The organism is uncultured Lutibacter sp. (genome assembly GCF_947493565.1).
Lineage (GTDB): Bacteria > Bacteroidota > Bacteroidia > Flavobacteriales > Flavobacteriaceae > Lutibacter > Lutibacter aestuarii.
In genome coordinates this window covers 79,939-102,536 of the sequence record NZ_CANLRG010000007.1, presented here as the reverse complement: position 1 = coordinate 102,536, position 22,598 = coordinate 79,939, and the positions used below count along the sequence as shown (strand labels likewise).

General features: G+C 29.0%; 28 protein-coding genes and 1 tRNA gene. 9 read left to right on the top strand and 20 right to left on the bottom strand.

All coding sequences use genetic code 11. The features are described from left to right. The first annotated feature begins 53 nt into the window (after positions 1 to 53). The 3 genes from asnS to Q0714_RS10320 all read left to right on the top strand — a co-directional run bounded on the left by asnS (position 54) and on the right by Q0714_RS10320 (position 3,647). Positions 54 to 1,484 (top strand): asparagine--tRNA ligase, encoded by a 1,431-nt coding sequence (gene asnS / locus Q0714_RS10330; RefSeq protein ID WP_298264732.1) that lies wholly within the window; start codon positions 54 to 56, stop codon positions 1,482 to 1,484. Positions 1,485 to 1,561: 77 nt separating this feature from the next. Continuing rightward, positions 1,562 to 3,025 (top strand): RNA polymerase factor sigma-54, encoded by a 1,464-nt coding sequence (rpoN, locus tag Q0714_RS10325; RefSeq protein ID WP_298264730.1) that lies wholly within the window; start codon positions 1,562 to 1,564, stop codon positions 3,023 to 3,025. 16 nt (positions 3,026 to 3,041) lie between these two features. Continuing rightward, on the top strand, positions 3,042 to 3,647 hold the full coding sequence (locus Q0714_RS10320; RefSeq protein ID WP_298264729.1) for a hypothetical protein: 606 nt from the start codon (positions 3,042 to 3,044) through the stop codon (positions 3,645 to 3,647). Here the strand turns inward: Q0714_RS10320 and Q0714_RS10315 are convergent. The 6 genes from Q0714_RS10315 to Q0714_RS10290 all read right to left on the bottom strand — a co-directional run bounded on the left by Q0714_RS10315 (position 3,635) and on the right by Q0714_RS10290 (position 8,049). Next, positions 3,635 to 4,312: a porin family protein gene (locus Q0714_RS10315; protein ID WP_298264728.1), complete on the bottom strand. Its 678-nt coding sequence runs from the start codon at positions 4,310 to 4,312 to the stop codon at positions 3,635 to 3,637. The two genes, Q0714_RS10320 and Q0714_RS10315, sit on opposite strands and share 13 nt — an antisense overlap. Positions 4,313 to 4,398: 86 nt before the next feature. Continuing rightward, positions 4,399 to 4,869: a biopolymer transporter ExbD gene (locus Q0714_RS10310; RefSeq protein WP_298264726.1), complete on the bottom strand. Its 471-nt coding sequence runs from the start codon at positions 4,867 to 4,869 to the stop codon at positions 4,399 to 4,401. Between the two features lie 8 nt (positions 4,870 to 4,877). Further along, positions 4,878 to 5,492, bottom strand: a complete 615-nt coding sequence (locus Q0714_RS10305) for a biopolymer transporter ExbD (protein ID WP_298264719.1) — start codon at positions 5,490 to 5,492, stop codon at positions 4,878 to 4,880. Positions 5,493 to 5,499: 7 nt separating this feature from the next. Further along, on the bottom strand, positions 5,500 to 5,961 hold the full coding sequence (locus Q0714_RS10300) for a hypothetical protein (protein WP_298264717.1): 462 nt from the start codon (positions 5,959 to 5,961) through the stop codon (positions 5,500 to 5,502). 8 nt (positions 5,962 to 5,969) lie between these two features. Then, a complete protein-coding gene (locus Q0714_RS10295; RefSeq protein ID WP_298264716.1) occupies positions 5,970 to 6,719 on the bottom strand; it encodes a MotA/TolQ/ExbB proton channel family protein in 750 nt (249 codons plus the stop codon). Between the two features lie 292 nt (positions 6,720 to 7,011). Beyond that, complete coding sequence (locus Q0714_RS10290) at positions 7,012 to 8,049, bottom strand: asparaginase (RefSeq protein WP_298264715.1); 1,038 nt, start codon at positions 8,047 to 8,049, stop codon at positions 7,012 to 7,014. A 78-nt stretch (positions 8,050 to 8,127) separates the two neighbouring features. Between Q0714_RS10290 and Q0714_RS10285 the strand changes: the two genes are divergently transcribed. Continuing rightward, positions 8,128 to 8,826, top strand: a complete 699-nt coding sequence (locus tag Q0714_RS10285; RefSeq protein WP_298264714.1) for a zinc metallopeptidase — start codon at positions 8,128 to 8,130, stop codon at positions 8,824 to 8,826. Positions 8,827 to 8,859: 33 nt separating this feature from the next. On the opposite strand, the gene Q0714_RS10280 is transcribed toward Q0714_RS10285, so the two are convergent. From Q0714_RS10280 to pdxA, 7 genes are all read right to left on the bottom strand, one after another. Beyond that, complete coding sequence (locus Q0714_RS10280; RefSeq protein WP_298264712.1) at positions 8,860 to 9,324, bottom strand: Lrp/AsnC ligand binding domain-containing protein; 465 nt, start codon at positions 9,322 to 9,324, stop codon at positions 8,860 to 8,862. An 89-nt stretch (positions 9,325 to 9,413) separates the two neighbouring features. Further along, on the bottom strand, positions 9,414 to 10,760 hold the full coding sequence (gene accC, locus Q0714_RS10275) for an acetyl-CoA carboxylase biotin carboxylase subunit (RefSeq protein WP_298264711.1): 1,347 nt from the start codon (positions 10,758 to 10,760) through the stop codon (positions 9,414 to 9,416). A 67-nt stretch (positions 10,761 to 10,827) separates the two neighbouring features. Beyond that, on the bottom strand, positions 10,828 to 11,310 hold the full coding sequence (gene accB, locus Q0714_RS10270; RefSeq protein WP_298264709.1) for an acetyl-CoA carboxylase biotin carboxyl carrier protein: 483 nt from the start codon (positions 11,308 to 11,310) through the stop codon (positions 10,828 to 10,830). Between the two features lie 27 nt (positions 11,311 to 11,337). After that, positions 11,338 to 12,333, bottom strand: a complete 996-nt coding sequence (locus Q0714_RS10265; protein WP_298264707.1) for a beta-ketoacyl-ACP synthase III — start codon at positions 12,331 to 12,333, stop codon at positions 11,338 to 11,340. Positions 12,334 to 12,485: 152 nt separating this feature from the next. Then, a complete protein-coding gene (rpmF, locus tag Q0714_RS10260; RefSeq protein WP_298264706.1) occupies positions 12,486 to 12,680 on the bottom strand; it encodes a 50S ribosomal protein L32 in 195 nt (64 codons plus the stop codon). After that, entirely contained in the window at positions 12,667 to 13,242 is a 576-nt protein-coding gene (locus Q0714_RS10255; protein WP_298264705.1) for a DUF177 domain-containing protein, read from the bottom strand. Before Q0714_RS10255 ends, rpmF begins: the two co-directional genes overlap by 14 nt. A gap of 78 nt (positions 13,243 to 13,320) precedes the next feature. Further along, positions 13,321 to 14,364 (bottom strand): 4-hydroxythreonine-4-phosphate dehydrogenase PdxA, encoded by a 1,044-nt coding sequence (gene pdxA, locus Q0714_RS10250; RefSeq protein ID WP_298264704.1) that lies wholly within the window; start codon positions 14,362 to 14,364, stop codon positions 13,321 to 13,323. 62 nt (positions 14,365 to 14,426) lie between these two features. On the opposite strand from pdxA, the gene Q0714_RS10245 reads away from it, so the two are divergent. Then, positions 14,427 to 15,011, top strand: a complete 585-nt coding sequence (locus tag Q0714_RS10245; protein ID WP_298264702.1) for a riboflavin synthase — start codon at positions 14,427 to 14,429, stop codon at positions 15,009 to 15,011. On the opposite strand, the gene Q0714_RS10240 is transcribed toward Q0714_RS10245, so the two are convergent. The 5 genes from Q0714_RS10240 to Q0714_RS10220 form a co-directional block, all read right to left on the bottom strand. Further along, on the bottom strand, positions 15,012 to 15,215 hold the full coding sequence (locus Q0714_RS10240) for a hypothetical protein (RefSeq protein WP_298264700.1): 204 nt from the start codon (positions 15,213 to 15,215) through the stop codon (positions 15,012 to 15,014). 151 nt (positions 15,216 to 15,366) lie between these two features. Continuing rightward, positions 15,367 to 15,528 carry a hypothetical protein gene (locus Q0714_RS10235; RefSeq protein ID WP_298264699.1) on the bottom strand — a complete coding sequence of 54 codons (162 nt, stop codon included), beginning with the start codon at positions 15,526 to 15,528 and terminating at the stop codon, positions 15,367 to 15,369. Positions 15,529 to 15,580: 52 nt separating this feature from the next. Then, positions 15,581 to 16,069, bottom strand: coding sequence for a hypothetical protein (locus Q0714_RS10230; protein ID WP_298264698.1), 489 nt, complete (start codon positions 16,067 to 16,069; stop codon positions 15,581 to 15,583). A 158-nt stretch (positions 16,070 to 16,227) separates the two neighbouring features. Continuing rightward, positions 16,228 to 16,662, bottom strand: a complete 435-nt coding sequence (locus Q0714_RS10225; protein ID WP_298264696.1) for a hypothetical protein — start codon at positions 16,660 to 16,662, stop codon at positions 16,228 to 16,230. Positions 16,663 to 17,324: 662 nt separating this feature from the next. Beyond that, a tRNA-Ile gene (locus Q0714_RS10220) sits at positions 17,325 to 17,398 on the bottom strand. 101 nt (positions 17,399 to 17,499) lie between these two features. Between Q0714_RS10220 and Q0714_RS10215 the strand changes: the two genes are divergently transcribed. Continuing rightward, positions 17,500 to 18,021, top strand: coding sequence for an alpha-ketoglutarate decarboxylase (locus Q0714_RS10215; RefSeq protein WP_298264694.1), 522 nt, complete (start codon positions 17,500 to 17,502; stop codon positions 18,019 to 18,021). On the opposite strand, the gene Q0714_RS10210 is transcribed toward Q0714_RS10215, so the two are convergent. Together Q0714_RS10210 and Q0714_RS10205 are read right to left on the bottom strand one after the other, a co-directional pair. Next, the gene (locus tag Q0714_RS10210; protein ID WP_298264692.1) at positions 18,005 to 18,352 is read right to left on the bottom strand and encodes a hypothetical protein; all 348 of its coding nucleotides are present in this window, start codon (positions 18,350 to 18,352) and stop codon (positions 18,005 to 18,007) included. The genes Q0714_RS10215 and Q0714_RS10210 overlap by 17 nt on opposite strands. Beyond that, positions 18,349 to 19,320 (bottom strand): polyprenyl synthetase family protein, encoded by a 972-nt coding sequence (locus Q0714_RS10205; RefSeq protein ID WP_298264691.1) that lies wholly within the window; start codon positions 19,318 to 19,320, stop codon positions 18,349 to 18,351. The genes Q0714_RS10210 and Q0714_RS10205 overlap by 4 nt, the downstream gene beginning before the upstream one ends. A gap of 161 nt (positions 19,321 to 19,481) precedes the next feature. Here Q0714_RS10205 and Q0714_RS10200 point away from each other — a divergent pair, with 161 nt between their 5' ends. The 3 genes from Q0714_RS10200 to Q0714_RS10190 are packed head-to-tail and all read left to right on the top strand — an operon-like array spanning position 19,482 to position 22,579. After that, positions 19,482 to 20,087: a TetR/AcrR family transcriptional regulator gene (locus tag Q0714_RS10200; protein ID WP_298264689.1), complete on the top strand. Its 606-nt coding sequence runs from the start codon at positions 19,482 to 19,484 to the stop codon at positions 20,085 to 20,087. Between the two features lie 2 nt (positions 20,088 to 20,089). Next, the gene (locus tag Q0714_RS10195) at positions 20,090 to 21,430 is read left to right on the top strand and encodes a TolC family protein (RefSeq protein ID WP_298264687.1); all 1,341 of its coding nucleotides are present in this window, start codon (positions 20,090 to 20,092) and stop codon (positions 21,428 to 21,430) included. Between the two features lie 12 nt (positions 21,431 to 21,442). After that, positions 21,443 to 22,579, top strand: a complete 1,137-nt coding sequence (locus Q0714_RS10190; RefSeq protein ID WP_298264685.1) for an efflux RND transporter periplasmic adaptor subunit — start codon at positions 21,443 to 21,445, stop codon at positions 22,577 to 22,579. Positions 22,580 to 22,598 lie beyond the last annotated feature (19 nt).

Sequence of the window (22,598 nt, the reverse complement as noted above, 5' to 3'; positions counted from 1 at the left end):
TTCCAACTTTCATTAGTTCATGTATCTTTGCAGTTCTTAAAAATTTGATTATAATGAGAACCAATGTTGCTGAACTTTTAAGTTCAAAAAATTTTTTACAAGAAATACAAATTAAAGGTTGGGTTAAAACTTTTAGAGCAAACCGCTTTATAGCTTTAAATGATGGTTCAACTATTAATAATATACAATGTGTTGTTGACTTTGAAAATACCGATGAAAGTATTTTAAAGCGCATCACTACAGGTGCTGCTATAGCAATAAAAGGAACCTTAAATGAAAGCTTAGGAAAGGGGCAAAGTGTAGAAATTCAAGTATCTGATATAGAGATTTTAGGAGATTCTAATCCTGAAGAATATCCAATACAACCCAAAAAGCACAGTTTCGAGTTTTTACGCGAAAATGCCCATCTACGTATTAGAACTAATACATTTAGTGCAGTTATGCGTTTACGTTCTGCCCTTTCATTTGCAGTACACAAATATTTTACAGAAAATGGTTTTTACAACTTTCATGCACCAATCATTACAGGTTCTGATGCTGAAGGAGCAGGAGAAATGTTCAATGTAACAACCCTAGATAAAAATAATTTGCCAAAAAACGAAGATGGAAAGGTTGACTACTCCAAAGATTTTTTCGGAAAAGAAACAAATTTAACCGTTTCTGGTCAACTTGAAGCTGAAACCTACGCCATGGCTTTAGGAAAAGTATATACTTTTGGACCTACTTTTAGAGCTGAAAATTCAAATACAACTAGACATTTAGCTGAATTTTGGATGATTGAGCCTGAAGTAGCTTTTAACAATTTAGATGATAATATGGATTTAGCCGAAGATTTTATTAAATCGGTTATTTCTTATGTTCTAGAAAATTGTAAAGATGATTTGGCTTTCTTAAACAACAGACTTTTAGAAGAAGAAAAAGGAAAACCCGCTGCACAAAGAAGTGAAATGTCCTTATTAGAAAAGTTACAGTTTGTAGTAGAAAACAATTTTAAACGAGTAAGTTATACCGAAGCTATTGATATTTTAAGAAATTGTAAACCAAACAAAAAGAAAAAATTTCAATATATAATAAATGAATGGGGAGCAGATTTACAAAGTGAGCATGAAAGATTCCTTGTAGAAAAACACTTTAAATGTCCTGTTATTTTATTTGATTATCCAGCAAATATTAAAGCTTTTTATATGCGTTTAAACGATGATGGTAAAACGGTAAGAGCTATGGATGTTTTATTCCCAGGAATAGGTGAAATTGTTGGAGGTAGCCAACGTGAAGAGCGTTTAGATGTTTTAAAACAAAAAATTGCAGCTCTAAATATTGATGAAAAAGAACTATGGTGGTATTTAGACACTCGAAAATTTGGAACTGCAGTTCACAGTGGTTTTGGATTAGGTTTTGAACGCTTGGTTCAATTTGCAACAGGAATGGGAAATATACGAGATGTAATCCCTTATCCTCGTACACCACAAAACGCAGAATTTTAAATAAAACGTTAAAAAACTTATTATTTTTCATAATAAGTTTTTTTGTATTTTTATCAAAAGCTATTTCAATTTAATACATGCTTAAACAAAGTTTACAATATAAATTATTACAAAAATTATCTCCTCAGCAAATTCAATTAATGAAATTGATTCAATTGCCTACACAAGCATTTGAGCAAAAATTAAAGCAAGAATTAGAAGAAAACCCTGCGTTAGAAAGTGGCAAAGAAACTAGTGTTGATGAATTTGAAAACGCTCAATTAAATGATGAATTTGACGACTCTGGAAATGAAAATATAAATACAGAAGATATTAATATTGATGAATATTTAAGTGATGATGAAATTCCTAGCTACAAAACACAATCTAATAATTACTCTTCTGATGATGAGGATAAAAATATCCCTTATGCTTCAGGAACTTCATTTACGCAGCATTTAAAAACTCAAATGAACACTTACCGTTTAACCGAGGAAGAAGAAGCCATTGTAGAGTTTTTAATTGGTAGCATAGATGAAAGCGGCTATATAAGAAGAAGTTTACTTGATATTTTAGATGATTTAGCATTTACTCAAAATATTTTTACAACCGAAGAAGAATTAGAACGATTATTACAAAAAGTTCAACAATTAGATCCTGCTGGTGTTGGTGCAAGAGATTTAAAAGAATGCTTACTAATTCAACTAAAAAGAAAAGACGAGAAACCAAGCATAAATTTAGCAATTAACATTTTAGAAAATTCATTCGATTCATTTGTTAAAAAACACTATTCCAAATTATTACAAAAACATCATATTAAAGAAAGTGAATTAAAAGAAGCTATTCATCAAATTGAAAAATTAAACCCAAAACCTGGAGGTTCGTACGTTGGTAATAATAAAATTGCCGAACAAATTGTTCCTGATTTTACTATTAGAATTATTGAAAGTGAATTAGAACTTACCTTAAACTCAAGAAATGCTCCCGAATTACATGTTTCTCAAGAATATAACAATTTGATGAGAGGTTATAAAGATTCCAAAGATAAATCTAAATCACAAAAAGACGCTGTTACATTTATTAAACAAAAACTTGATGCTGCAAAATGGTTTATAGATGCAATAAAACAACGCCAGCAAACATTGCTTTTAACTATGGATGCAATTATGCAACATCAAAAGGATTATTTTTTATCTGGTGATGAACGTAAGTTAAAACCAATGATTTTAAAAGATGTTGCAGATGTAATTAATATGGATGTTTCAACTGTTTCAAGAGTAGCTAACAGCAAATACGTATCAACACCTTATGGTACTAAATTAATCAAAGAATTCTTCTCTGAATCTATGAAAAACGAACAAGGAGAAGACGTTTCTACTAAAGAAATAAAAACTATACTAGAAAATGTCATTAAGGAAGAAGATAAAAAGAAGCCCTTAACTGATGATAAGCTTGCTGCTATTTTAAAAGAAAAAGGTTACCCTATAGCTAGAAGAACTATTGCCAAATATAGAGAACAATTAGATATTCCTGTTGCAAGATTAAGAAAAAAAATGATATAAAGGAATTATAAAAGTTATGAAAATATCTAAATTTATCTCTTATTTTTTTCACCCTATTAATTTTCCAATTATTGGAGCTTTATTGTACTTCCTATTTGTTCCAAGGCATATATTTAAGCTACAAGAATACACCATTTTATCAGTAATTTTTATTGGAACCTATTTATTTCCTATTATCTTTTTGTACACCATAAAAAGGTTTGGAATGATAAAGAGTTACCATATGACTAGCATTGAAGAGCGTAAATTTCCAACACTTCTTTTTATTGCATTATCCTATATTATTGGAAACTGGTTATATAAATTGACTATTGTTAATTTACTTACCTTACTATTTTTTGGTTATGGCCTAAGCTTAATCATATCTTATATTTTATTATTTCTAAAAATCAAAATAAGCCTACATTCTTCTGCTATTGCTGGGCTGATAGGTTTTTTAATATACTTTAGCTATCATTACAAGTTGAACTTATTAATTATAATTTCTATCTTTTTTATTTTAGCAGGACTAATATCTACTGCCCGACTTAGGTTAAAAGCGCATAAATTTAGTGAAGTTTTTTGGGGGTTTACTTTAGGTTTAATAAGTCAATTTTTAGCTTATACAATTTACATTATATAAAATTTCAATCCTAGATTAAATTCATTCAACCTCAACTTTTGATTATCAAACGTAACATTATTTTTAAATAGAGGCTTTAATCCATAATACAAGTATAAATTCCAATTACTATAACCTCCCGAAAAAACTAATCCATATTGGAATTTGTTATAATCTGGAATATTTTTAGTTCTAATTGTACTATTTTCGTCACTATATTTAGATTTAGTAGTTAAAGCATACGAAAATTTAACACCCGTATAAATTCTCCAAAATTTATATTTTGAAGCAGTAGAAGTTCTCCAACGCAATTCAAATGGCATTTCAATAGAACTAATCCCAAATCTATTAATCGAATAATTTTCAGCTAATTCAAATAAAGTTTTATTAATATCACCAACTATTTTTAAGTTTTGAATATAGGCATTATAGTTATAACCAACTCCTAAACCAATTCCTAAATTACGCTGCTTATTGAAAGGTAGATCTTTTATAAAACCGATAGAAAAACCTCCTGAAAAACCTTTTTGCTCAATACCATTTGGCTTATTAAATAATATATTATAAGTCAATGCTACATAAATTTGATCTTCTAAATAACTAGAATCAATAGTATCATTTTTTACTTGTGACTGTAACTTTAAAAAGCTACTAAAAAATAAAAATAGTAATAGATATTTACGCATAATAACAAATATACTTTATATAACTAAAAAAGGCAATCAAAAGTATTTTGATTGCCTTTTTTAGTTATATAAAGTTAACTTTGCTTTTAATAGTTACTTTTAATATTGTTACCTTTAGTGGTAGAAAAACTAACTTTTAAAGCATTGATATCTCTTAATTGTTCTTTAATATCAAGAATGGTACCCACATTGGCTTCTTTATCAGCTTTAATTGAAGTAGTCATAAATTTAACTTCTTCTTCTTTTCTTAAAGCTCTTTCTGCAAATATAAAATTTGGGATGTCATTTACATCTATAATTTTATCATTTACTTGAATTTTATCTCCAGATATTCTTGTATCTTTTGATTTACCAACATAAATAGTACTTACCAAACTTTTATGCTCTAATTTTTTTACTTCACTAGCTGTAGGAAGAACTGGCTTTTTAATTAATAAATCAGTCTCTCTCATTGTAGTTGAAACCATAAAAAAGAATAGCAACATAAATACAATATCAGGTAAAGATGCCGTAGAAATTGCAGGTAACCCTTTTTTCTTCTTTTTAAACTTACTCATATCTGATATTATTTAATTGGTTCAGGTTCTGTAATTATTTGAGGATAACTATCCTTCAAAAAATCAATTTTTACTTTTAAATTCTCAGTAGGATTGTCTTTATAGTCTTTCAATAAATCATCATAACGTCTTTTATACTTTTGTAATGATAATTTATTTCTCAACTCATTATATGCCGCTTCAATTTCATTTTGAATAGACACGTACATTCCATAAGTTGTACCTCTATCGCTTTGTAAAGATATTATTGCTTTAGTTGGGTGATCTGAAGATTCTGGATCTTTAGCTCCATTACAATAATCACAAGGTTTACCTGGTTGATCATCTTTTGGTGCTGACAAACCTCCACCATTATCAATAAACTCCATAGCCAAACGTCTGATGTCTGCAACCTGAACATATTCGTTTTCAACTAAAAGTTGATTGTTACGGTTAACAACAATATCTAAAACGTTTTTCTCTTTTATAGTTACTTCAGGTGTATCTTCACTTTTTTCTGGCAGCTTACGTGCAATTCCAGAGTCCACATCCATCGTAGTTGTCACTAAGAAAAATATTAAAAGCAAGAACGCAATGTCTGCCATTGAACCAGCATTTATTTCTGAATTTTCTCTTCTTGCCATAATTCGTTTATTTTACAAGTGATCTTACAAAGTCAATAAAAAAGGCTCCAAAACCAATAATACCTAAAATTGCACTAAAGTTAATTCCAGTACTTACCCATTTTGAAACACTTCCTGCTTCACCATCTTCTAATACTTTTCCAACTGTATCTGTAACAGCTGCATCAGAAGATATTGAATATGCTATTACTAAAAATACTATTAACACACCTACGGCAATTAACGATCTTTTTAAAACTTGTGGGTTTTTTAGCAAATTCACTACTGAAAATATAACAGCAATTATTGCTGTTGCTATTAACACTACTTCTGCAAAAAGGACAAAAGGAGATACAATACTTGCTTGAACAGCAGCATCGTTCTCAATAGCATCATCTCCAGCCATAATAACTCTTATGAAGAAAACAAACCCTATAGCCCCAATTAGTCCTGCAATTAGTGTTAATATTTTTGATAAATTCTTATTCATAATTGTTATTATTTTTTATGTTTAACCAAAAGGTCAACAAGTGATATTGATGCATCCTCCATATTGTTAACAATACTATCTACTTTAGAAATAATATAGTTATAAAATATTTGAAGAATAATTGCAACAACTAAACCAAATACTGTAGTTAATAACGCTACTTTAATACCTCCTGCTACTACTGTTGGAGAAATATCACCAGCTGCTTGAATAGAGTCAAAGGCTTTAATCATACCAATTACAGTTCCCATGAAACCAAGCATTGGTGCTAATGCAATAAATAAAGATAACCAAGAAATATTTTTTTCTAATAATCCCATTTGAACTCCACCGTATCCAACAACTGCTTTTTCAGCTGCATCTACACCTTCGTCCATTCTATCTAAACCTTGATAAAAAATAGATGCTACAGGCCCTTTTGTATTTCTACAAACCTCTTTAGCTGCTTCTACACCACCAGATGCTAATGCATCATCCACTTTATTTACTAATTTTTTTGTGTTAGTAGTTGCCATATTCAAGTAAATAATTCTTTCAATTGCAATAGCTAATCCTAAAATTAAGGCTACTAATACAATTCCCATAAAGAATGGTCCACCTTCAATAAAACGTTGCTTTAATTCTTGGTGAAATGTTTTTGCTTCAGCTGCATCATCTGCAACTTGTTCAGTGTTAGCTGCATCTTGTGCAATTGCTTTAGGTGCTGCTCCAAATAATAGTAATCCTGTAATTGCAAGGATAGTAAATACTCTTTTCATCGTGTAATAGTTAATTTATTAATTTTTTACGGGTTAAATATAAAATATTTTTAAAACAAATTTGTCTATTGGAGAGAAAACTCTAAAGTTGTAAACTTTCTTATAACTCCAATCCTCGACATCTTTTGCGAATGGCAAGTAACAAAAAAATGTTGAATTCTGAAAATTTTATAAGCACTTTAAATTATTTTTTTAGAAATTGATTTTTTTTAAAATATCAATAAAAATATTTCTACTATCAGATGTTTTATTAAATATTAATTACGTTATTTCTTAAATAATTAAAAAAAAATCACTCTGCAGTTGTCATTTCACCCCTTAACTCTGTTTCAAAAATAGATTTAAACTTCTTTTTTGGAATATTTTCCCCCAATAAGTACATAAGCTTTGCTATGGCTGATTCTGTTGTAATATCATTCCCACTTATAATTCCTATTTTTTCCAGCTCAACACTGGTTTCATATTGTCCCATAATTACACTTCCTCCAGCGCATTGAGTTACATTCACAATGTGGATACCATTTTTAATTGCTGCTTTTAACAAGTTTACAAACCACTTTTCAGTTGGGGCGTTTCCAGAACCATAAGTTTCTAAAATAACTCCTTTTAAATTTTTTATTGATAATATACTTTCAACAACTAATTTTGTAATTCCGGGAAAAATCTTTAAAACAACAATATTATTGTCTAATTTTTTTCTAACTTTTAAAGGTTTACTACTTTTAGATTTATATATCAATTGTTTGTTAAATTTCAAATGAACTCCACTTTCACCAATAGCTGGATAGTTAGGCGAAGTAAATGCCTCAAAATGTTCTGCATTTATTTTTATTGTTCTATTAGCTCTGTATAATTTATATTCGAAGTACAAGCATACTTCCGAAATAACTGGTTTATTTTTATCTTGAGAAGCAGCTATTTCAATTGAAGTAATTAAATTTTCTTTAGCATCTGTTCTTAAATCACCTATAGGTAATTGTGAACCTGTAAAAATAATGGGCTTTGAAAGATTTTCTAACATAAAACTTATTACCGAAGCTGTATAAGACATCGTATCAGAGCCATGTAAAACCACAAAACCATCATAAGCTTCATAATTTTCTTCAATAATTTCAGCAATTAACACCCAATTATCAGGATTCATATTGGAAGAATCTATTGGCTCACTCAAAGAAACACTGCTAATGGTACATTTTAAATGATTTATTTCGGGAATATGTTTTAACAATTTATCAAAATTGAACGTTCTTAGTGCTCCAGTTTTGTAATCTTTAACCATACCAATAGTTCCACCAGTATAAATTAAAAGAATGTTTGGCGTTTTTGTCATTTTGTCTGTTCCTTTTTTTTGGAATAATTTATGATGTAAATTTACCAAAATTAAAAACATAAACTAAAGAAGAAATTTATGATTGGATATTATATTATAATTGGAGGAATTTCATTAATTAGTTGGCTAGTTAGTCAGCAATTAAAAAACAAATTTAGACACTATTCAAAAGTACAGTTACAAAATGGATTAACTGGAAGAGAAATTGCCGAAAAAATGCTACATGACAATGGTATTTTTGACGTGAAGATTATTTCTACACCTGGTCAATTAACAGACCATTACAACCCTGTTAACAAGACTGTAAATTTAAGTGAGGCTGTTTACAACCAAAGAAATGCTTCTGCTGCTGCAGTAGCTTCTCATGAAGTTGGTCATGCAGTACAACACGCTCAAGCATACCAATGGTTAACTATGCGCTCTAAAATTGTTCCTGTTGTAAGTGTTACTTCAAAATTTTCATTATGGTTAGTAATTGGAGGTATTTTATTAGGGGCTGCTTCTGGAACAACTGGAATTGGATTTTTAATTGCTGTTGCTGGACTTGTTATGATGGCTATTGCAACACTGTTTAGTTTTATAACGCTACCTGTTGAATACGATGCAAGTAATAGAGCGCTAGCTTGGCTAAAAACTAATAATATGCTTACCAATAGTGAGCAAGACGGGGCTAAAGATGCTCTTAAGTGGGCTGCCAGAACCTATTTAGTGGCAGCATTAGGATCATTAGCAATGTTATTATATTGGGGGTTTAGAATTTTAGGCTCTAGAGATTAATTTATAAAAAAAACCAGTTTAAACTGGTTTTTTTTATAAATTAATCTGTCTGTCTATTTGTTGGTCTAAGGATATAAAAGTTTCTGTTCTTGCAACTCCTTTGATAGATTGAATGTCTTGATTTAACAGATGCATTAAATGTTCGTTATCACGGCATAAAATTTTAATAAAAATTGCATAGTTACCTGTTGTATAATGACTTTCTATTACTTCTGGAATCTCTTTCAATCTTTTAATTGCAGCTGAATATTTACTTGCTGCATCCAAGAATATTCCAACAAAGGCTAAAGTTTTATACCCTAAAACTTTAGGGTTTATTATAAATTTTGAACCTGCTATAAGTCCAACAGATTCTAACTTTCTTAATCGCTGATGAATAGCTGCTCCAGAGATTCCTATTTCACGAGCAATTCCTAAGATAGGTGTACGAGCATCTTTCATTAAATGCTTTAAAATTACCTTATCTATACCATCAATATGCAACTCTTTTTGCTTCATAAGATTTCTAATTGAAAGTAAATTTAAAAAAATAAAGGATATGAGTTCTCATATCCTTTATTTTAATTTTAATTTGAAACACTACTACTCTATTCCTCTAGCTGTATTTTAAAGTCTTCCATAAATTTAGTAGTATAATTCCCTGCTATATAATCTGGATGATCCATTAATTGCCTATGAAATGGAATAGTTGTTTTAACTCCTTCAATTATAAATTCATCTAATGCTCTTTTCATTTTATTAATAGCTTCTTCTCTTGTTTGAGCAGTCGTTATTAATTTTGCAATCATAGAATCATAATTAGGCGGGATTGAATAACCAGCGTAAACGTGAGTATCAACTCTTACTCCATGACCTCCTGGTGTATGTAAAGTCGTTATTTTACCAGGAGAAGGTCTAAAATCATTATATGGGTCTTCTGCATTTATTCTACACTCAATAGAATGTAATTTTGGCATATAGTTCTTTCCTGAAATAGGGATACCTGCTGCCACTTTTATTTGCTCATAAATTAAATCATAATCTATAACCTGCTCTGTAATTGGGTGCTCTACTTGTATACGAGTATTCATCTCCATAAAGTAGAAATTTCTGTGTTTATCTACTAAAAACTCTACTGTACCTGCGCCTTCATATGAAATATATTCTGCAGCTTTTACAGCAGCTTCTCCCATCTTTTTTCTTAACTGAGGGGTCATAAATGGTGATGGCGCCTCTTCAGTTAACTTTTGATGACGACGTTGAATTGAACAATCTCTTTCAGATAAATGACAGGCTTTTCCAAATGAATCACCAATAACTTGAATTTCAATATGTCTTGGTTCTTCAATTAATTTTTCCATGTACATACCATCATTTCCAAATGCTGCAGCAGCTTCATGACGAGCAGAATCCCAAGCGTCTTTTAATTTTTCCTTTTTCCAAACTGCTCTCATCCCTTTACCTCCACCACCTGCAGTTGCTTTGAGCATTACAGGGTATTTCATTTCATCCGCTAATTTTTCAGCTTCTTCAAAAGTTTCTAAAATACCATCTGAGCCAGGTATTGTAGGAACTTCTGCAGCTTTCATTGTTGCACGAGCTGATGCTTTATCTCCCATTTTGCTAATCATATCTGCAGAAGCACCAATAAATTTTATGCCGTGTTCTTCGCAAAGTTTAGAAAATTTAGCATTTTCAGCTAAAAAGCCATATCCTGGATGTATTGCATCGGCATTGGTAATTTCAGCCGCAGCTAAAATTGCTGACATTTTTAAGTAAGACTCACTACTTGGAGGTGGTCCAATACATACTGCTTCATCCGCAAAGCGCACATGTAAACTTTCAGCATCAGCAGTTGAATAAACTGCAACTGTTTTTACTCCTATTTCTCTACAAGTTCTAATAACACGTAATGCTATCTCACCTCTATTGGCAATTAATATCTTTTTAAACATAATGCGTAATTTTATTCAATTCAATAATCTCAACTTGATTTTATTGAATATGAAAATTGAAATTGTTTTATGAAGGATCTACTAAAAATAATGGTTGTCCAAATTCAATTGGAGTACCATCTTCTACCAGTATTTTAACTATTTTTCCTGAAACTTCAGATTCAATTTCATTAAAAAGCTTCATTGCTTCAACAATACAAACAACTGTATCAGGACTAACAGTATCACCTACCTCAACAAAAACTGGTTTGTCCGGAGATGGTTTTCTATAAAACGTTCCAATAATTGGTGATTTTATTTCAATATAATTTGAAGCTTCATCTTTCTTTTCTGTTCCGGCTACATGAGTTTCAACTGACGATGTTGCTGCTGCTTGACTAGGTATTTGCATCTGAGGCATCCCCATAGGAGCCTGTTGTACAATTGTTGTTTCCGTTTTTTCTGATCCAGTTTTAATGGTGATTTTTATATCTTCCATTTCTAACTTTACTTCACTTGCGCCAGATTTAGCAACAAATTTTATCAAATTTTGAATATCTTTTAATTCCATATTCATTTAGTTTTAGTTGTTAATTTATTATGAATTATAAGCCCATTTGAAGTATATTGATCCCCAAGTGAACCCTCCTCCAAATGCTGCAAAAATTATAGTGTCTCCTTTTTTTAGTTGTTCTTCATAGTCTGCTAATAGTAATGGTAATGTTGCAGAAGTAGTGTTTCCATACTTTTCAATATTCATCATTACTTTTGAGCTTTCTAATTTTATTCTATTGGCTGTTGCTTCAATAATCCGCTTATTAGCTTGGTGAGCTGCCAACCATGAAACATCTTCTTTAGTTAAATTATTTCTTTCTAATATTTTTACTGCCACATCTGCCATGTTAAAAACAGCATTTTTAAATACTGTTTTACCGTCTTGAAAAACAAAGTTCTCTCTATTTTCTAGAGTTTCTTTTGTAACTGGGTACATTGACCCACTAGATTTTACTTGAAGAAACTCTCTTCCAGACCCATCACTCCTTAAATATTCATCTTGCAATCCTAATCCTTCTGTATTTGGTTCAAATAAAACAGCTCCAGCTCCATCTCCAAATATTATACAGGTTGCTCTGTCTGTATAATCTATCATTGAAGAGCACTTATCTGCACCTATCAATAATACTTTTTTGTATTTTCCAGATTCAATATACTTAGAAGCTACAGACATTCCATATAAAAAACTTGAACAAGCAGCCTCTAAATCAAAACCAAATGCATTTACTGCTCCAATTTGAGTTGCCACATAAGCTGCTGTAGCTGCTGCTTGCATATCTGGGGTAGCAGTTGCAACAATTACTAACTCAATTTCTTTGGGATTTAGTTTTTTCTTTTCTATAAGTTCTTGGGCTGCTTTTATAGCCATAAAAGAAGTTCCTTTACCTTCTCCTTTTAATATTCTTCGCTCTTTAATTCCTGTTCTAGTAAAAATCCATTCGTCATTTGTATCAACCATTTTTTCTAACATTTCATTAGATAAAATATCTTCAGGAAGATACTTGCCAACGGCGGTTATTGCTGCGGTAATTTTTGTCATAATTGGTTTTCTTTTAATCAAAAAAGAGGTTCAAAGTAATGAAAATTATTTTTAATTATAAGCGATTTTTATCACTTTTTAGCTAAAATCACTGTAAAAAATAAAAAAAACCCTCAAAAATGAGAGTTTTTTTATTTTTAAATCTTTTGAATTTAAGCTTGAAGTTCTTCAGAATCAATAACTATTTGACCTCTGTAATAAAGTTTTCCTTCATGCCAGTGGGCTCTGTGGTATAAATGAGCTTCTCCTGTTGTTGGATCAATAGCCACTTGAGGAGCTACTGCTTTATAATGAGTTCTTCTTTTATCTCTTCTAGTTTTTGATATTTTTCTTTTAGGATGTGCCATTACTCTTATTTTTGTCTATTAGTATATCTTTTAATTTATTCCACCTTGGATCAATAGTTTCATTGATGTTTTCATCAGGTGTTTGTTTTTCAACTTCTTCTTTTATTTCAAATTCTTTTAACTTCTCTAGTACTTCCGATTTTAGAGTCCCATCTGCAACTCCTGGGTGAATCTTTTTTAATGGTACTGACAAAACAATTGTTTCATAAATAAATTGTGCTACATTCAGTTTATAATCTGTATGGGGTATGATTAATAATTCTTCATTTTCATCATTATATTCATCACCAAACTTCACAATTAAATCCATTTTAGAATTTATTGGTAGTTGAAATAATTCATTTGTTACATCACAAGCAACTTCAACCCATCCTAAAATAGAAAACTCTAATTCAAACATCGTAGCTTTTTTTAAAAAAGACAAATCTATTTTTACATTTGAATTGTAAAATTCTTCGTACTCAAAAAAATCAAAGAACTCTTTCTCAATTATATATTCAAAATGATGTACCCCTTCTTTTAAACCAACAAAAGAAATTTCAAATTCTTTTAAATCTTTCATTTCGAACTTCAATTTGAGCGTGCAAAGATATAAAAATATACCTATTATTTTAAAATAAATTCTTAATTTTTATTCTTTTTATTTTTGATGGGTTATTTTTAAAGTGTTTTCTGTCAAACTTTTATATTCTTCTCTTGTTCTAAAAATTTGAATAGCGCTAAAAACCGCTTCTTTAAAAGAATTAATACTGGCTTGCCCTTTTCCTGCCAGCTCATAAGCTGTTCCGTGATCTGGTGAGGTTCTTATTTTTGCTAACCCTGCTGTATAATTTACGCCCTCACCAAATGAGAGTGTTTTAAACGGTGCCAATCCTTGATCATGATACATTGCTAAAATTGCATCAAAATTTTTATAATTTTCTGAACCAAAAAAACTATCTGCTGCATATGGACCATAAACTAATTTACCTTCTTCTTGAATTTCTAAAATTGTAGGTTTAATTATTTCATCATCTTCCAAACCAATAACTCCGTGGTCTCCACAATGTGGATTTAATCCTAAAATAGCTATTTTGGGTTTTTGAATTGCAAAGTCTTGTTTTAAAGCAGTATATAAAATAGCTACTTTTTGTTTGATTAAATCTGGTGTGATATTTTCCGAAATTTTAGAAACTGGAATATGCCCTGTAATTAATCCAATTCTAATTTTATTGGTCATTAAAATCATTAAACTATCTCCTTCAATTTTCGATTCTAAATACTCGGTATGCCCTGGGAATTTAAAATTTTCAGATTGTATATTGTCTTTATTAATTGGAGCTGTTACCAATACATCTATACTTCCATTATTTAAAGCTTCTGTAGCAGCTTTTAAAGAAAGAAATGCATATTTACCAGACTGTTTTGTTGGTTTTCCTAATTCAACATCAATATCTTCTTTCCAAAGGTTAACAATATTAATTTTACCTTGAATAGCTTTATCTACTTGTTTAATACCATTAAATAGCACATTAATGTTAGTATTTTTTTTATAACTAGTTATTAATTTAGTTGACCCAAAAATTATTGGAGTACAAAAATCTAACATTCGTTTATCTAAAAATGTTTTTAAGATAATTTCTATCCCTATACCATTAAAATCTCCAATAGAAATTCCTAATTTAATTTTTTCAGATTTATCCATAAAAAAAGTTTATTATGCTTAATTTTGAGACTTCAAAAGTAATCAATTAAATTGAAAAAAGTATGTTTACAGGTATAATAGAAAAATTAGGAACGGTAAAAAATATTGTGGAGGAAGGTGAAAATTTTCACATTACAATTGAAAGCGATTTTACATCTGAATTAAAAATTGACCAGAGTGTTGCACATAATGGTGTTTGCTTAACCATTGTTAAAATTTTAAATAACACATACACTGTAACTGCCATAAAAGAAACTCTTGAAAAATCTAACTTAAAACACTTAAAAATTGGAGATGTTATTAATTTAGAGCGCGCAATGATTTTAGGTGCTAGATTGGATGGCCATATTGTTCAAGGTCATGTGGATCAAACTGCCACTTGTACAAATATTATTGAAGAAGATGGAAGCTGGGTTTTTAGCTTTGAATATGATACAAATTTAAATAATATTACCATTGAAAAAGGTTCCATTACTTTAAATGGAGTTAGTTTAACTGTTGTGGATTCTAAAAAAAATGGGTTTTCAGTAGCTATAATTCCTTATACATTTGAAAATACCAACTTTTATACTTTTAAAATTGGAACAGAAGTGAATTTAGAATTTGATGTTATAGGAAAATATGTTGCTCGATTGTTAGAAAAATAGTTAGTCCCTTTTTTTTCTTAGCTCATAAATACCATAAAATACACCTGAAATTATTAAGTAAGGAAGTAGCCCCCCTATTGGAAGTCCAGGCTCACCTCCTCCAGGCCACGACGTAGGTGTAGGAGGATCTGATATTGCAAATGCTTTAAAACTATTTAGCATAAAACAAAACCCTAACATTAATATGTTAAACTTACTTTTCATTCAGAGGGGTTTATAACGTAATTCTATAACTTTGGTTTCTAAACCTATTTTACAAAGATACTATTTTTTAACAACGAAACAATTTTCATCTTATTATTGACAAAATAGATTTAATATTCTAAACTTCAATATATCTGCATTTTTACCTTAATTAAAACAAAAAGTTTCCTTCTAATGCAAGTTTACCGTTTTCATGATAGTATTTCCACACGCCTTTTACTTTTTCAAAACTTGGTTCATTTAGTGTATGCTTGCTTTTACCCCAAGCACCAACAATTTTTATATTCCATTTTAAAAAAATATTTTTCGTCACTTGAAAATCCATCTTTATCAAATAAGACAATAGATTCTATTGTGTACAGTTTTTAATGATTTTGTAATGTTTCAAATACTATTTTCCAAGAATTATCTGGTTGTTTTTTCCAATTTATAATATAGGTTCCAACATTTTTTATTGTGTCTGAGGTTTTTTTGTTAATGAAAATTTCATTGTATGTATTATAGGAAATAGCCATGTCTTCAGATGGTATAATAGTTGGCTTACCACGATGGAGAAGTTTTACATCAAATTTGTTATAAATTCTTTTCCATTGAGCCTTTAATGAATCTTTAGTCATCTGTTTTATTGGTGAATTTGGATAAATTGCTGTATAGTCATCAGCAAAAAATTCAATCCAATCGTAATCAAATCTTTCATATACTGAATAGAGGCTATCAACTTGTTTTGTTATTAAAGCAGTTAACTCTAAATCAGAAGTTTTTACTTGAGGTTCTAATTTAGTATCATTTTTGCACCCAACAAGAGCAGTATACAATAGGACAATTAGAGGTAAAGATAATTTTATTTTTTTCATATTGGTTAGTTTTAATTGCTCACAGCAGTTTTAGTTATGATTTCGTTAGTTTTTGAGCAACTAATTTAACAAATAAAAACGTACAAAAAATTCCTAAAAGATTTTTGTAAATGTACTTGAAATTAGTTATAAAACATATGTATTGTTGCCTATTGGTTTTATTCATAACGTAAATTAATTGGATTATCTAAGTTTTTATAATAGAAAATGTCAAATATTATTCTAGAACTTATTTCTAAAACTTTGTTTACTTTTAAATTATTAAAGTTGTTAATCTCTAAAATATAATTGCCATCCAAATTTATAAAACCTAGATTTTTCATTTCAATTTGATATTCTTTTCCATGAGTTAGAATCTTAAAATGATTTTCATTAATTGAAATTAATAAATTATTCTTATTTTTAGTAAATTCAATTGAAATTGAATTTCTTTCTTGTAATAATAAATCAATTTTTGAAATTATCCCTTTATTTAATTCAAGTAATTTCCAAGTAAGATTAAAGCTTTGATCTCTGAATTCAGTATTTTTATTTTTAAGCTTTGATAATTCTAATTCGGATTGATTAATTTTAGAATTAAAGAATGTAATCATATTTTCTTCTTTTTCTTTTTCAATTCTTGATTTGTAATTTTCTATTTGTCTTTCAATCCAAGCTATTTTATCATAATTTGGATTTATTAAATTCTGAAAAGTTTGAATTTTTCTATTAACTTTTTTTAAAGCAATCGAATTATAATGTGCACCTAAATAATCAAAATTATAAAGTAAGGAGAAACTGTAAATCTTTTAAATACTCTTTATTACATTTTCATATTTATCATAAGTAGCTTGTTTAATATCAATTCCAATAAGTCTTTTAAGCTTATTTAGAAAAACATTAAAATAAGCTATGACGCTATATTCTTTTGTTTGCTTTTCTAAAATATGATACACATTAAATGTAGTTCCTGAAGCTTGAAGCAATAAAAATGCCTGACGGATTTTATTATCTATCAGGCTCAGCTTTTTATTTATTTTAGACTTATCTATATAAAACCTAATTGAAATTTTAGGAATTATTAGAATGGGGCACCACTTAAAAAAAGGAATACCTTTTCTGACACCTTTTCTATGCCATTTTTAGTTAAAAACTTAATAAAGCTTTGATTAGAAAAAGAAGTTAATTGAATAATTATACCAATATAATATATTGATATACAAATTTTTACATCATAAAAAAAGACCTTACAAAATTGTAAAGTCTTTCTTTTTTGTGGACCCAGAAGGGCTCGAACCTTCGACCCCCTGATTATGAGTCAGGTGCTCTAACCAGCTGAGCTATGGGTCCCTTAAACTGGTGGCAAAAATAATACATATTTACTTTATGCACAATAATTATTTGATAAAAAAATTGAAAGAAATTCTTATCTTAGTAAAAAAATTGATAACATGCACAAAACTATCTGCTTACTATCATTATTAATTGGTATTAATTTTTCAATTTTAGGTCAAAATACAACTCCCAACCAACATACTTTCTCCAAAAATTTAAGATTTGGTGGAGGGTTTTCAATGGGGTTTAGCAATAATTACTCAACATTTTCAATTTCTCCTAGTGTAATTTATGATTTTTCAGATCAGTTTAGCTCAGGAGTAAGTTTTAGCTATTTGTATGTAAAAAATAAATCAACTACACAAAAATCCACTTCAAACCTTTATGGAGGCAGTATTCTCTCTTTTTATAAACCTATTAGTAATATTCAAGTTTCTTCAGAATATGAACGCTTAAAACTAGATCAAAAATATGTGTTTGCAAACGATATTTCTTCCTGGCAAGATGCCTTATATTTTGGTCTTGAATATGTTTCTGGAAATATAGCAATCGGACTTCGCTACGATGTACTTTACGATAAAACAAAAAACTTTTTATATGCTTCAGCCTTAAACCCTGTATTTAGAATTTACTTTTGAACCACACTTTTTGAAATTCTCTTTTTAGTATTAAAAATGTAGCATGCTCAATTATTTCGTTGATATCCACCTCAGTTATATTTTTAATTTCTGCTTCAGAAACATCAATCCTATATAATAAGTTTAAATAGCCTGAAAAGTTTGAAGTAATTAATTGATGTAATTGCAACCTTAAATCTTCAATTAATTTATGTGGTGAGTTACTTTGGAATTGATATATAATTCCTGAAAAATTAAAATCTTTATTTAATTGTTTTTTAATAGCCTCAAAAAAGTGCAGCTTATCTATTTCTTGTAGTATTTGATTGGTATTTTTTACAACTGGAATCATACTTTACGTTTCATTAACCAATTTCCAAAAGCAATTAATTCTTGTTTTTTTTCAATAGGTAATTGAATTTCTGTTAAAATGTCAAATGCTTTTTGAGTATAATTTTCAATTTCATTTTTAATATTTCTATCTACTCTATAATTTATAAATAAATCTTTAACCTCCGTTACTTTCTCTTGTAATTCAGTAGAAGTGTTATATAAATTATGTAGTTGCTTTTTATCTTTGGAGTTTGCTAATTCAATAGTTTTAAGATATAAAAAGGTTTTTTTATTTTCCATAATATCACCTCCTATTTGTTTTCCAAAATCTTCCACATTACCAAAAGTATCTAAATAATCATCTTGAAGTTGAAAAGCAAGTCCTAAAAACAATCCGAATTTATATATTTTTTCTGCATCTTCATCACTTGAGTTTGCAATTAAAGCTCCCATTTTCATTGCGCAAGCAACCAAAACAGATGTTTTATTTGTAATCATTTTTAAATATTCAGGAATGGTTACATCAGTTCTATTTTCAAAATCTACATCTAATTGTTGTCCTTCGCATACTTCTAATGAAGTTTGGTTGAAAAGCTTTAGTAATTTTTTGAAAAGTTCAGGCTCATAGCTTTCAAAGCTTTGGTAAGCCATAATCATCATTGCATCTCCAGATAATATTCCTGTATTAACGTTCCACTTAGTATGTACTGTTTGCTTTCCTCTTCTAATTGGTGCACTATCCATTATATCATCATGAAGTAACGTAAAATTATGAAACACCTCTACTGCTACAGCGGCATCTAATGCTTTAGTATAATTTCCTCCAAAAATATCACAAGTTAATAACGTAAGTATTGGTCTTAATCTTTTACCTCCAATATTTAAAATATAATTAATAGGCTCGTATAAATTTACAGGCTCTTTAACTGTGTTTATTTTATGTAAATATGTTAAAAACTCTTCTCTATATGTTTCAATGGTGCTCATTCTAATTGTAATTTATGGTAAAAATACATCATTCAATTTTAACTATTTCAAACACCTTAATAAATTAAATGTTATTAAAGTGTTAAAACTTCGGAAACTTTTATTGTGTTTAAAGTTTCCTTTTCTATATTTGCAATTCAAAATAAGTGATTAAATTATCCATGAGAGAGAAAATTTTAAATAAAGCAGGAGAAATATTTTTAAAATTTGGTTTTAAAAGTGTGACTATGGATGATATTGCAAATAGTTTGGCAGTATCCAAAAAAACTATCTATAAATATTTTAAAAACAAGGAAGAACTTGTTGATGAAACGACTGCCTATGTACATCAAAACATTCACAATAGTATTTTATGCATCTGTGAAAAGGGGTACAACGCCATTGAAGAAAATTATGAAATAAAAAAAATATTCAAAGATATGTTTAAAAACTCTGATGATTCTCCAATGTATCAATTAGAGAAGTATTACCCCAAAACGTATCATAAAATTATGACCAAAGAATTTTCAATTTTCAAAGAATGTATTTCAAAAAACATTCAAAAAGGAATGAACGAGGGTTTATATAGAAAGGACATAAACATTGAATTAGCCTCAAAATTTTACTTTTCGTTAATGATGAGTGTTTATGACACTACCATGTACACCTATAATAAAAATACCATCAAAAAATTAGAATACTGCGTTTTAGAATATCATACTAGAGCCATAAGTACTTTAAAAGGATTAATAGTTTTAGAAGAACAAATAAATAACACAGAATATTAAGAATGAAAAAGACATTATTAATTATTGCAATACTAAGTAGCTACGTTATAAATGCTCAAGAAAGCATTTCACTTTCACTCGAACAAGCTATTGATTATGCATTAAAAAACAGCTACGCATCAATAAATGCCGAAAGAGATATTGATGCTGCAAAAAAGAAAAAATGGGAAACAACAACCATAGGCTTACCACAAATAAGTGCTAAAATTGATTATCAAAACTGGATAAAACAGCAAGTTTCTTTAATACCTGCTGATTTTTTTGGCGGCAATGCAGGAGAATTTGTTGAAGTTGAATTTGGCACCAAACATAATATGAATGCCACCGCAACACTAAATCAATTAATTTTTGATGGTTCTTATTTAGTAGGATTGCAATCGGCAAAAACGTATTTGCAAATTAGTGAACAAGCTAAAGAAAAAACAGAATTAGGTATAAGAGAAGCCGTTATTAATGCTTATGGAAATGTATTACTTAGCGAAGAAAGCATTATCATACTTGAAAAAAACATTAAAACTTTAGAAAAAAACTTAGAAGAAACCATCCAAATTTTTAAAAATGGTTTTGTTGAAGAAGAAAATGTAGAGCAACTTAAAATTACATTATCTTCTGTTAAAAGCAATCTTTCTAGAGCTAAAAAATTAAAGAATATTGCTTACAAAATGTTAAACATTACCTTAGGAATAGAAATCAATTCTATCGTAACTTTAACAGATTCTCTAATTAATTTAGCAGCAAAAAATACAGATTTACAATTATTAACATCTAACTTATTAATTGAAAATCATATTGATTATAAAATTGCAAAAAATACAGAACGAGCTAATGAACTATTAGTGAAACTTGAACAAAGTAAAGCCTTACCTTCTTTAAGTAGTTTTGTTAACTTTGGGTACGCAGGTTTTGGACAAAATTTTGACTTCTTAAAAAAAGAACAACAATGGTTTGATTCTTCATTATTGGGAATAAGCTTAGACATCCCAATTTTTAGCAGTTTAGCAAGAAGCTCAAGAACACAACAGGCCAAAATTGAACTCGAAAAATCTAAAACAACGTTAACTGAAACAGCACAAAAAATAGCTCTTCAACTTGAAAATGCTAAAACTGAATACCAGTACAGTATTGAAGAATTGGAAACTTCAAAAGAAAACTTAAAATTAGCTGAACGAATTGAAAACAAACAGCAAATTAAATTTTTTGAAGGAATTTCAACAAGTTTTGAATTGTCTGAAGCACAACGCCAATTATACACTATGCAACAAAATTATTTACAAGCAATGTTAAATGTGATTGCTAATAAAGCAGCATTAGACAGTGCCTTAAATAACCCTATTAACAACTAGAAAACTAACAAAATGAAAAAAATAAATATACTTATAATTTCTGCCATACTAACTTTTTCGTGTGGACAAAAAGAAGAGACTACAACTTCATTAGAAAAATTAAAAAACAAAGAACTTAAATTAGTTGCTAAAATTGATAGCCTCACAAATGAATTAAAAATTGTTGAAAGTGAGATTTCAAAATTAGATACTACAAAAAGATTACCTATTATAACAACACTTCCCGTACAATACGATATGTTTAAACATTATGTTGAAATACAAGGTGTTGTACAAGCTGATAAAAATATTGAAATCCGTCCTGAATTAGGCGGTACAGTTACGCAAATTTTAGTAAAAGAAGGACAAAAAGTAAAAGCTGGTCAACTTTTAGTACAATTAGATGATACTGAAATTAAAAATAAAATTGATGAACTTAATACACAATTAGCTTTAGCAATTACCACTTTTGAACGTCAAGAACGATTATGGAATCAAAAAATAGGTTCTGAAATGCAATATCTTCAGGCAAAAGCTCAAAAAGAAAGTTTAGAGAACAGCTTGGCTTCTTTAAAAACTCAAAATAATAAAATGAAAATTAGCGCACCTTTTAGTGGTATTGTAGATGAAATTTTTCCTAAAAACGGAGAACTTACTAATCCACAAACACCAATTATTAGATTAGTTAATTTAGATAAAGTTTATGTAGAAGCAGACGTAACAGAATCTTATTTACCTGTTGTAAAAATAGGAACAGAAGCTATTGTTAATTTTACTTCAATTCATAAAGAAGTTACTTCAAAAATAGCACAAATTGGGCATTATATAAATCCTGATAATAGAAGTTTTAAAACTCGCATAAATATTAATAATACAGACCAGTCTATTAAACCAAACTTATTAGCAGATTTAAAAATTTTAGATTTTAAAGAAGAAGGAATCATCATTCCATCAACATTAATTCAACAAGATCAAAACGGAAACAACTACGTTTTTACAGTAACTATGGAAACTAATGAAAATAAAGTTGTAAAAAGTTTAGTTACTGTTAAAAAAGAGTACAACCACACTGCATTTATTAGTGAAGGATTGCAAAAAAATGATGTATTGGTAAATGCTGGAGCTAGATTGGTAAAATCTGGAGACATGGTTAAAATTAACCGCAATTAGTTAACAACTAACTTACAAC

Bases quoted from the DNA above. Each gene is read 5' to 3' on its own strand.
- asnS (WP_298264732.1), top strand. From the start codon at position 54: ATGAGAACCAATGTTGCTGAACTTTTAAGTTCAAAAAATTTTTTACAA.
- rpoN (WP_298264730.1), top strand. From the start codon at position 1,562: ATGCTTAAACAAAGTTTACAATATAAATTATTACAAAAATTATCTCCT.
- Q0714_RS10320 (WP_298264729.1), top strand. From the start codon at position 3,042: ATGAAAATATCTAAATTTATCTCTTATTTTTTTCACCCTATTAATTTT.
- Q0714_RS10315 (WP_298264728.1), bottom strand. From the start codon at position 4,312: ATGCGTAAATATCTATTACTATTTTTATTTTTTAGTAGCTTTTTAAAG.
- Q0714_RS10310 (WP_298264726.1), bottom strand. From the start codon at position 4,869: ATGAGTAAGTTTAAAAAGAAGAAAAAAGGGTTACCTGCAATTTCTACG.
- Q0714_RS10305 (WP_298264719.1), bottom strand. From the start codon at position 5,492: ATGGCAAGAAGAGAAAATTCAGAAATAAATGCTGGTTCAATGGCAGAC.
- Q0714_RS10300 (WP_298264717.1), bottom strand. From the start codon at position 5,961: ATGAATAAGAATTTATCAAAAATATTAACACTAATTGCAGGACTAATT.
- Q0714_RS10295 (WP_298264716.1), bottom strand. From the start codon at position 6,719: ATGAAAAGAGTATTTACTATCCTTGCAATTACAGGATTACTATTATTT.
- Q0714_RS10290 (WP_298264715.1), bottom strand. From the start codon at position 8,049: ATGACAAAAACGCCAAACATTCTTTTAATTTATACTGGTGGAACTATT.
- Q0714_RS10285 (WP_298264714.1), top strand. From the start codon at position 8,128: ATGATTGGATATTATATTATAATTGGAGGAATTTCATTAATTAGTTGG.
- Q0714_RS10280 (WP_298264712.1), bottom strand. From the start codon at position 9,324: ATGAAGCAAAAAGAGTTGCATATTGATGGTATAGATAAGGTAATTTTA.
- accC (WP_298264711.1), bottom strand. From the start codon at position 10,760: ATGTTTAAAAAGATATTAATTGCCAATAGAGGTGAGATAGCATTACGT.
- accB (WP_298264709.1), bottom strand. From the start codon at position 11,310: ATGGAATTAAAAGATATTCAAAATTTGATAAAATTTGTTGCTAAATCT.
- Q0714_RS10265 (WP_298264707.1), bottom strand. From the start codon at position 12,333: ATGACAAAAATTACCGCAGCAATAACCGCCGTTGGCAAGTATCTTCCT.
- rpmF (WP_298264706.1), bottom strand. From the start codon at position 12,680: ATGGCACATCCTAAAAGAAAAATATCAAAAACTAGAAGAGATAAAAGA.
- Q0714_RS10255 (WP_298264705.1), bottom strand. From the start codon at position 13,242: ATGAAAGATTTAAAAGAATTTGAAATTTCTTTTGTTGGTTTAAAAGAA.
- pdxA (WP_298264704.1), bottom strand. From the start codon at position 14,364: ATGGATAAATCTGAAAAAATTAAATTAGGAATTTCTATTGGAGATTTT.
- Q0714_RS10245 (WP_298264702.1), top strand. From the start codon at position 14,427: ATGTTTACAGGTATAATAGAAAAATTAGGAACGGTAAAAAATATTGTG.
- Q0714_RS10240 (WP_298264700.1), bottom strand. From the start codon at position 15,215: ATGAAAAGTAAGTTTAACATATTAATGTTAGGGTTTTGTTTTATGCTA.
- Q0714_RS10230 (WP_298264698.1), bottom strand. From the start codon at position 16,069: ATGAAAAAAATAAAATTATCTTTACCTCTAATTGTCCTATTGTATACT.
- Q0714_RS10225 (WP_298264696.1), bottom strand. From the start codon at position 16,662: ATGATTACATTCTTTAATTCTAAAATTAATCAATCCGAATTAGAATTA.
- Q0714_RS10215 (WP_298264694.1), top strand. From the start codon at position 17,500: ATGCACAAAACTATCTGCTTACTATCATTATTAATTGGTATTAATTTT.
- Q0714_RS10210 (WP_298264692.1), bottom strand. From the start codon at position 18,352: ATGATTCCAGTTGTAAAAAATACCAATCAAATACTACAAGAAATAGAT.
- Q0714_RS10205 (WP_298264691.1), bottom strand. From the start codon at position 19,320: ATGAGCACCATTGAAACATATAGAGAAGAGTTTTTAACATATTTACAT.
- Q0714_RS10200 (WP_298264689.1), top strand. From the start codon at position 19,482: ATGAGAGAGAAAATTTTAAATAAAGCAGGAGAAATATTTTTAAAATTT.
- Q0714_RS10195 (WP_298264687.1), top strand. From the start codon at position 20,090: ATGAAAAAGACATTATTAATTATTGCAATACTAAGTAGCTACGTTATA.
- Q0714_RS10190 (WP_298264685.1), top strand. From the start codon at position 21,443: ATGAAAAAAATAAATATACTTATAATTTCTGCCATACTAACTTTTTCG.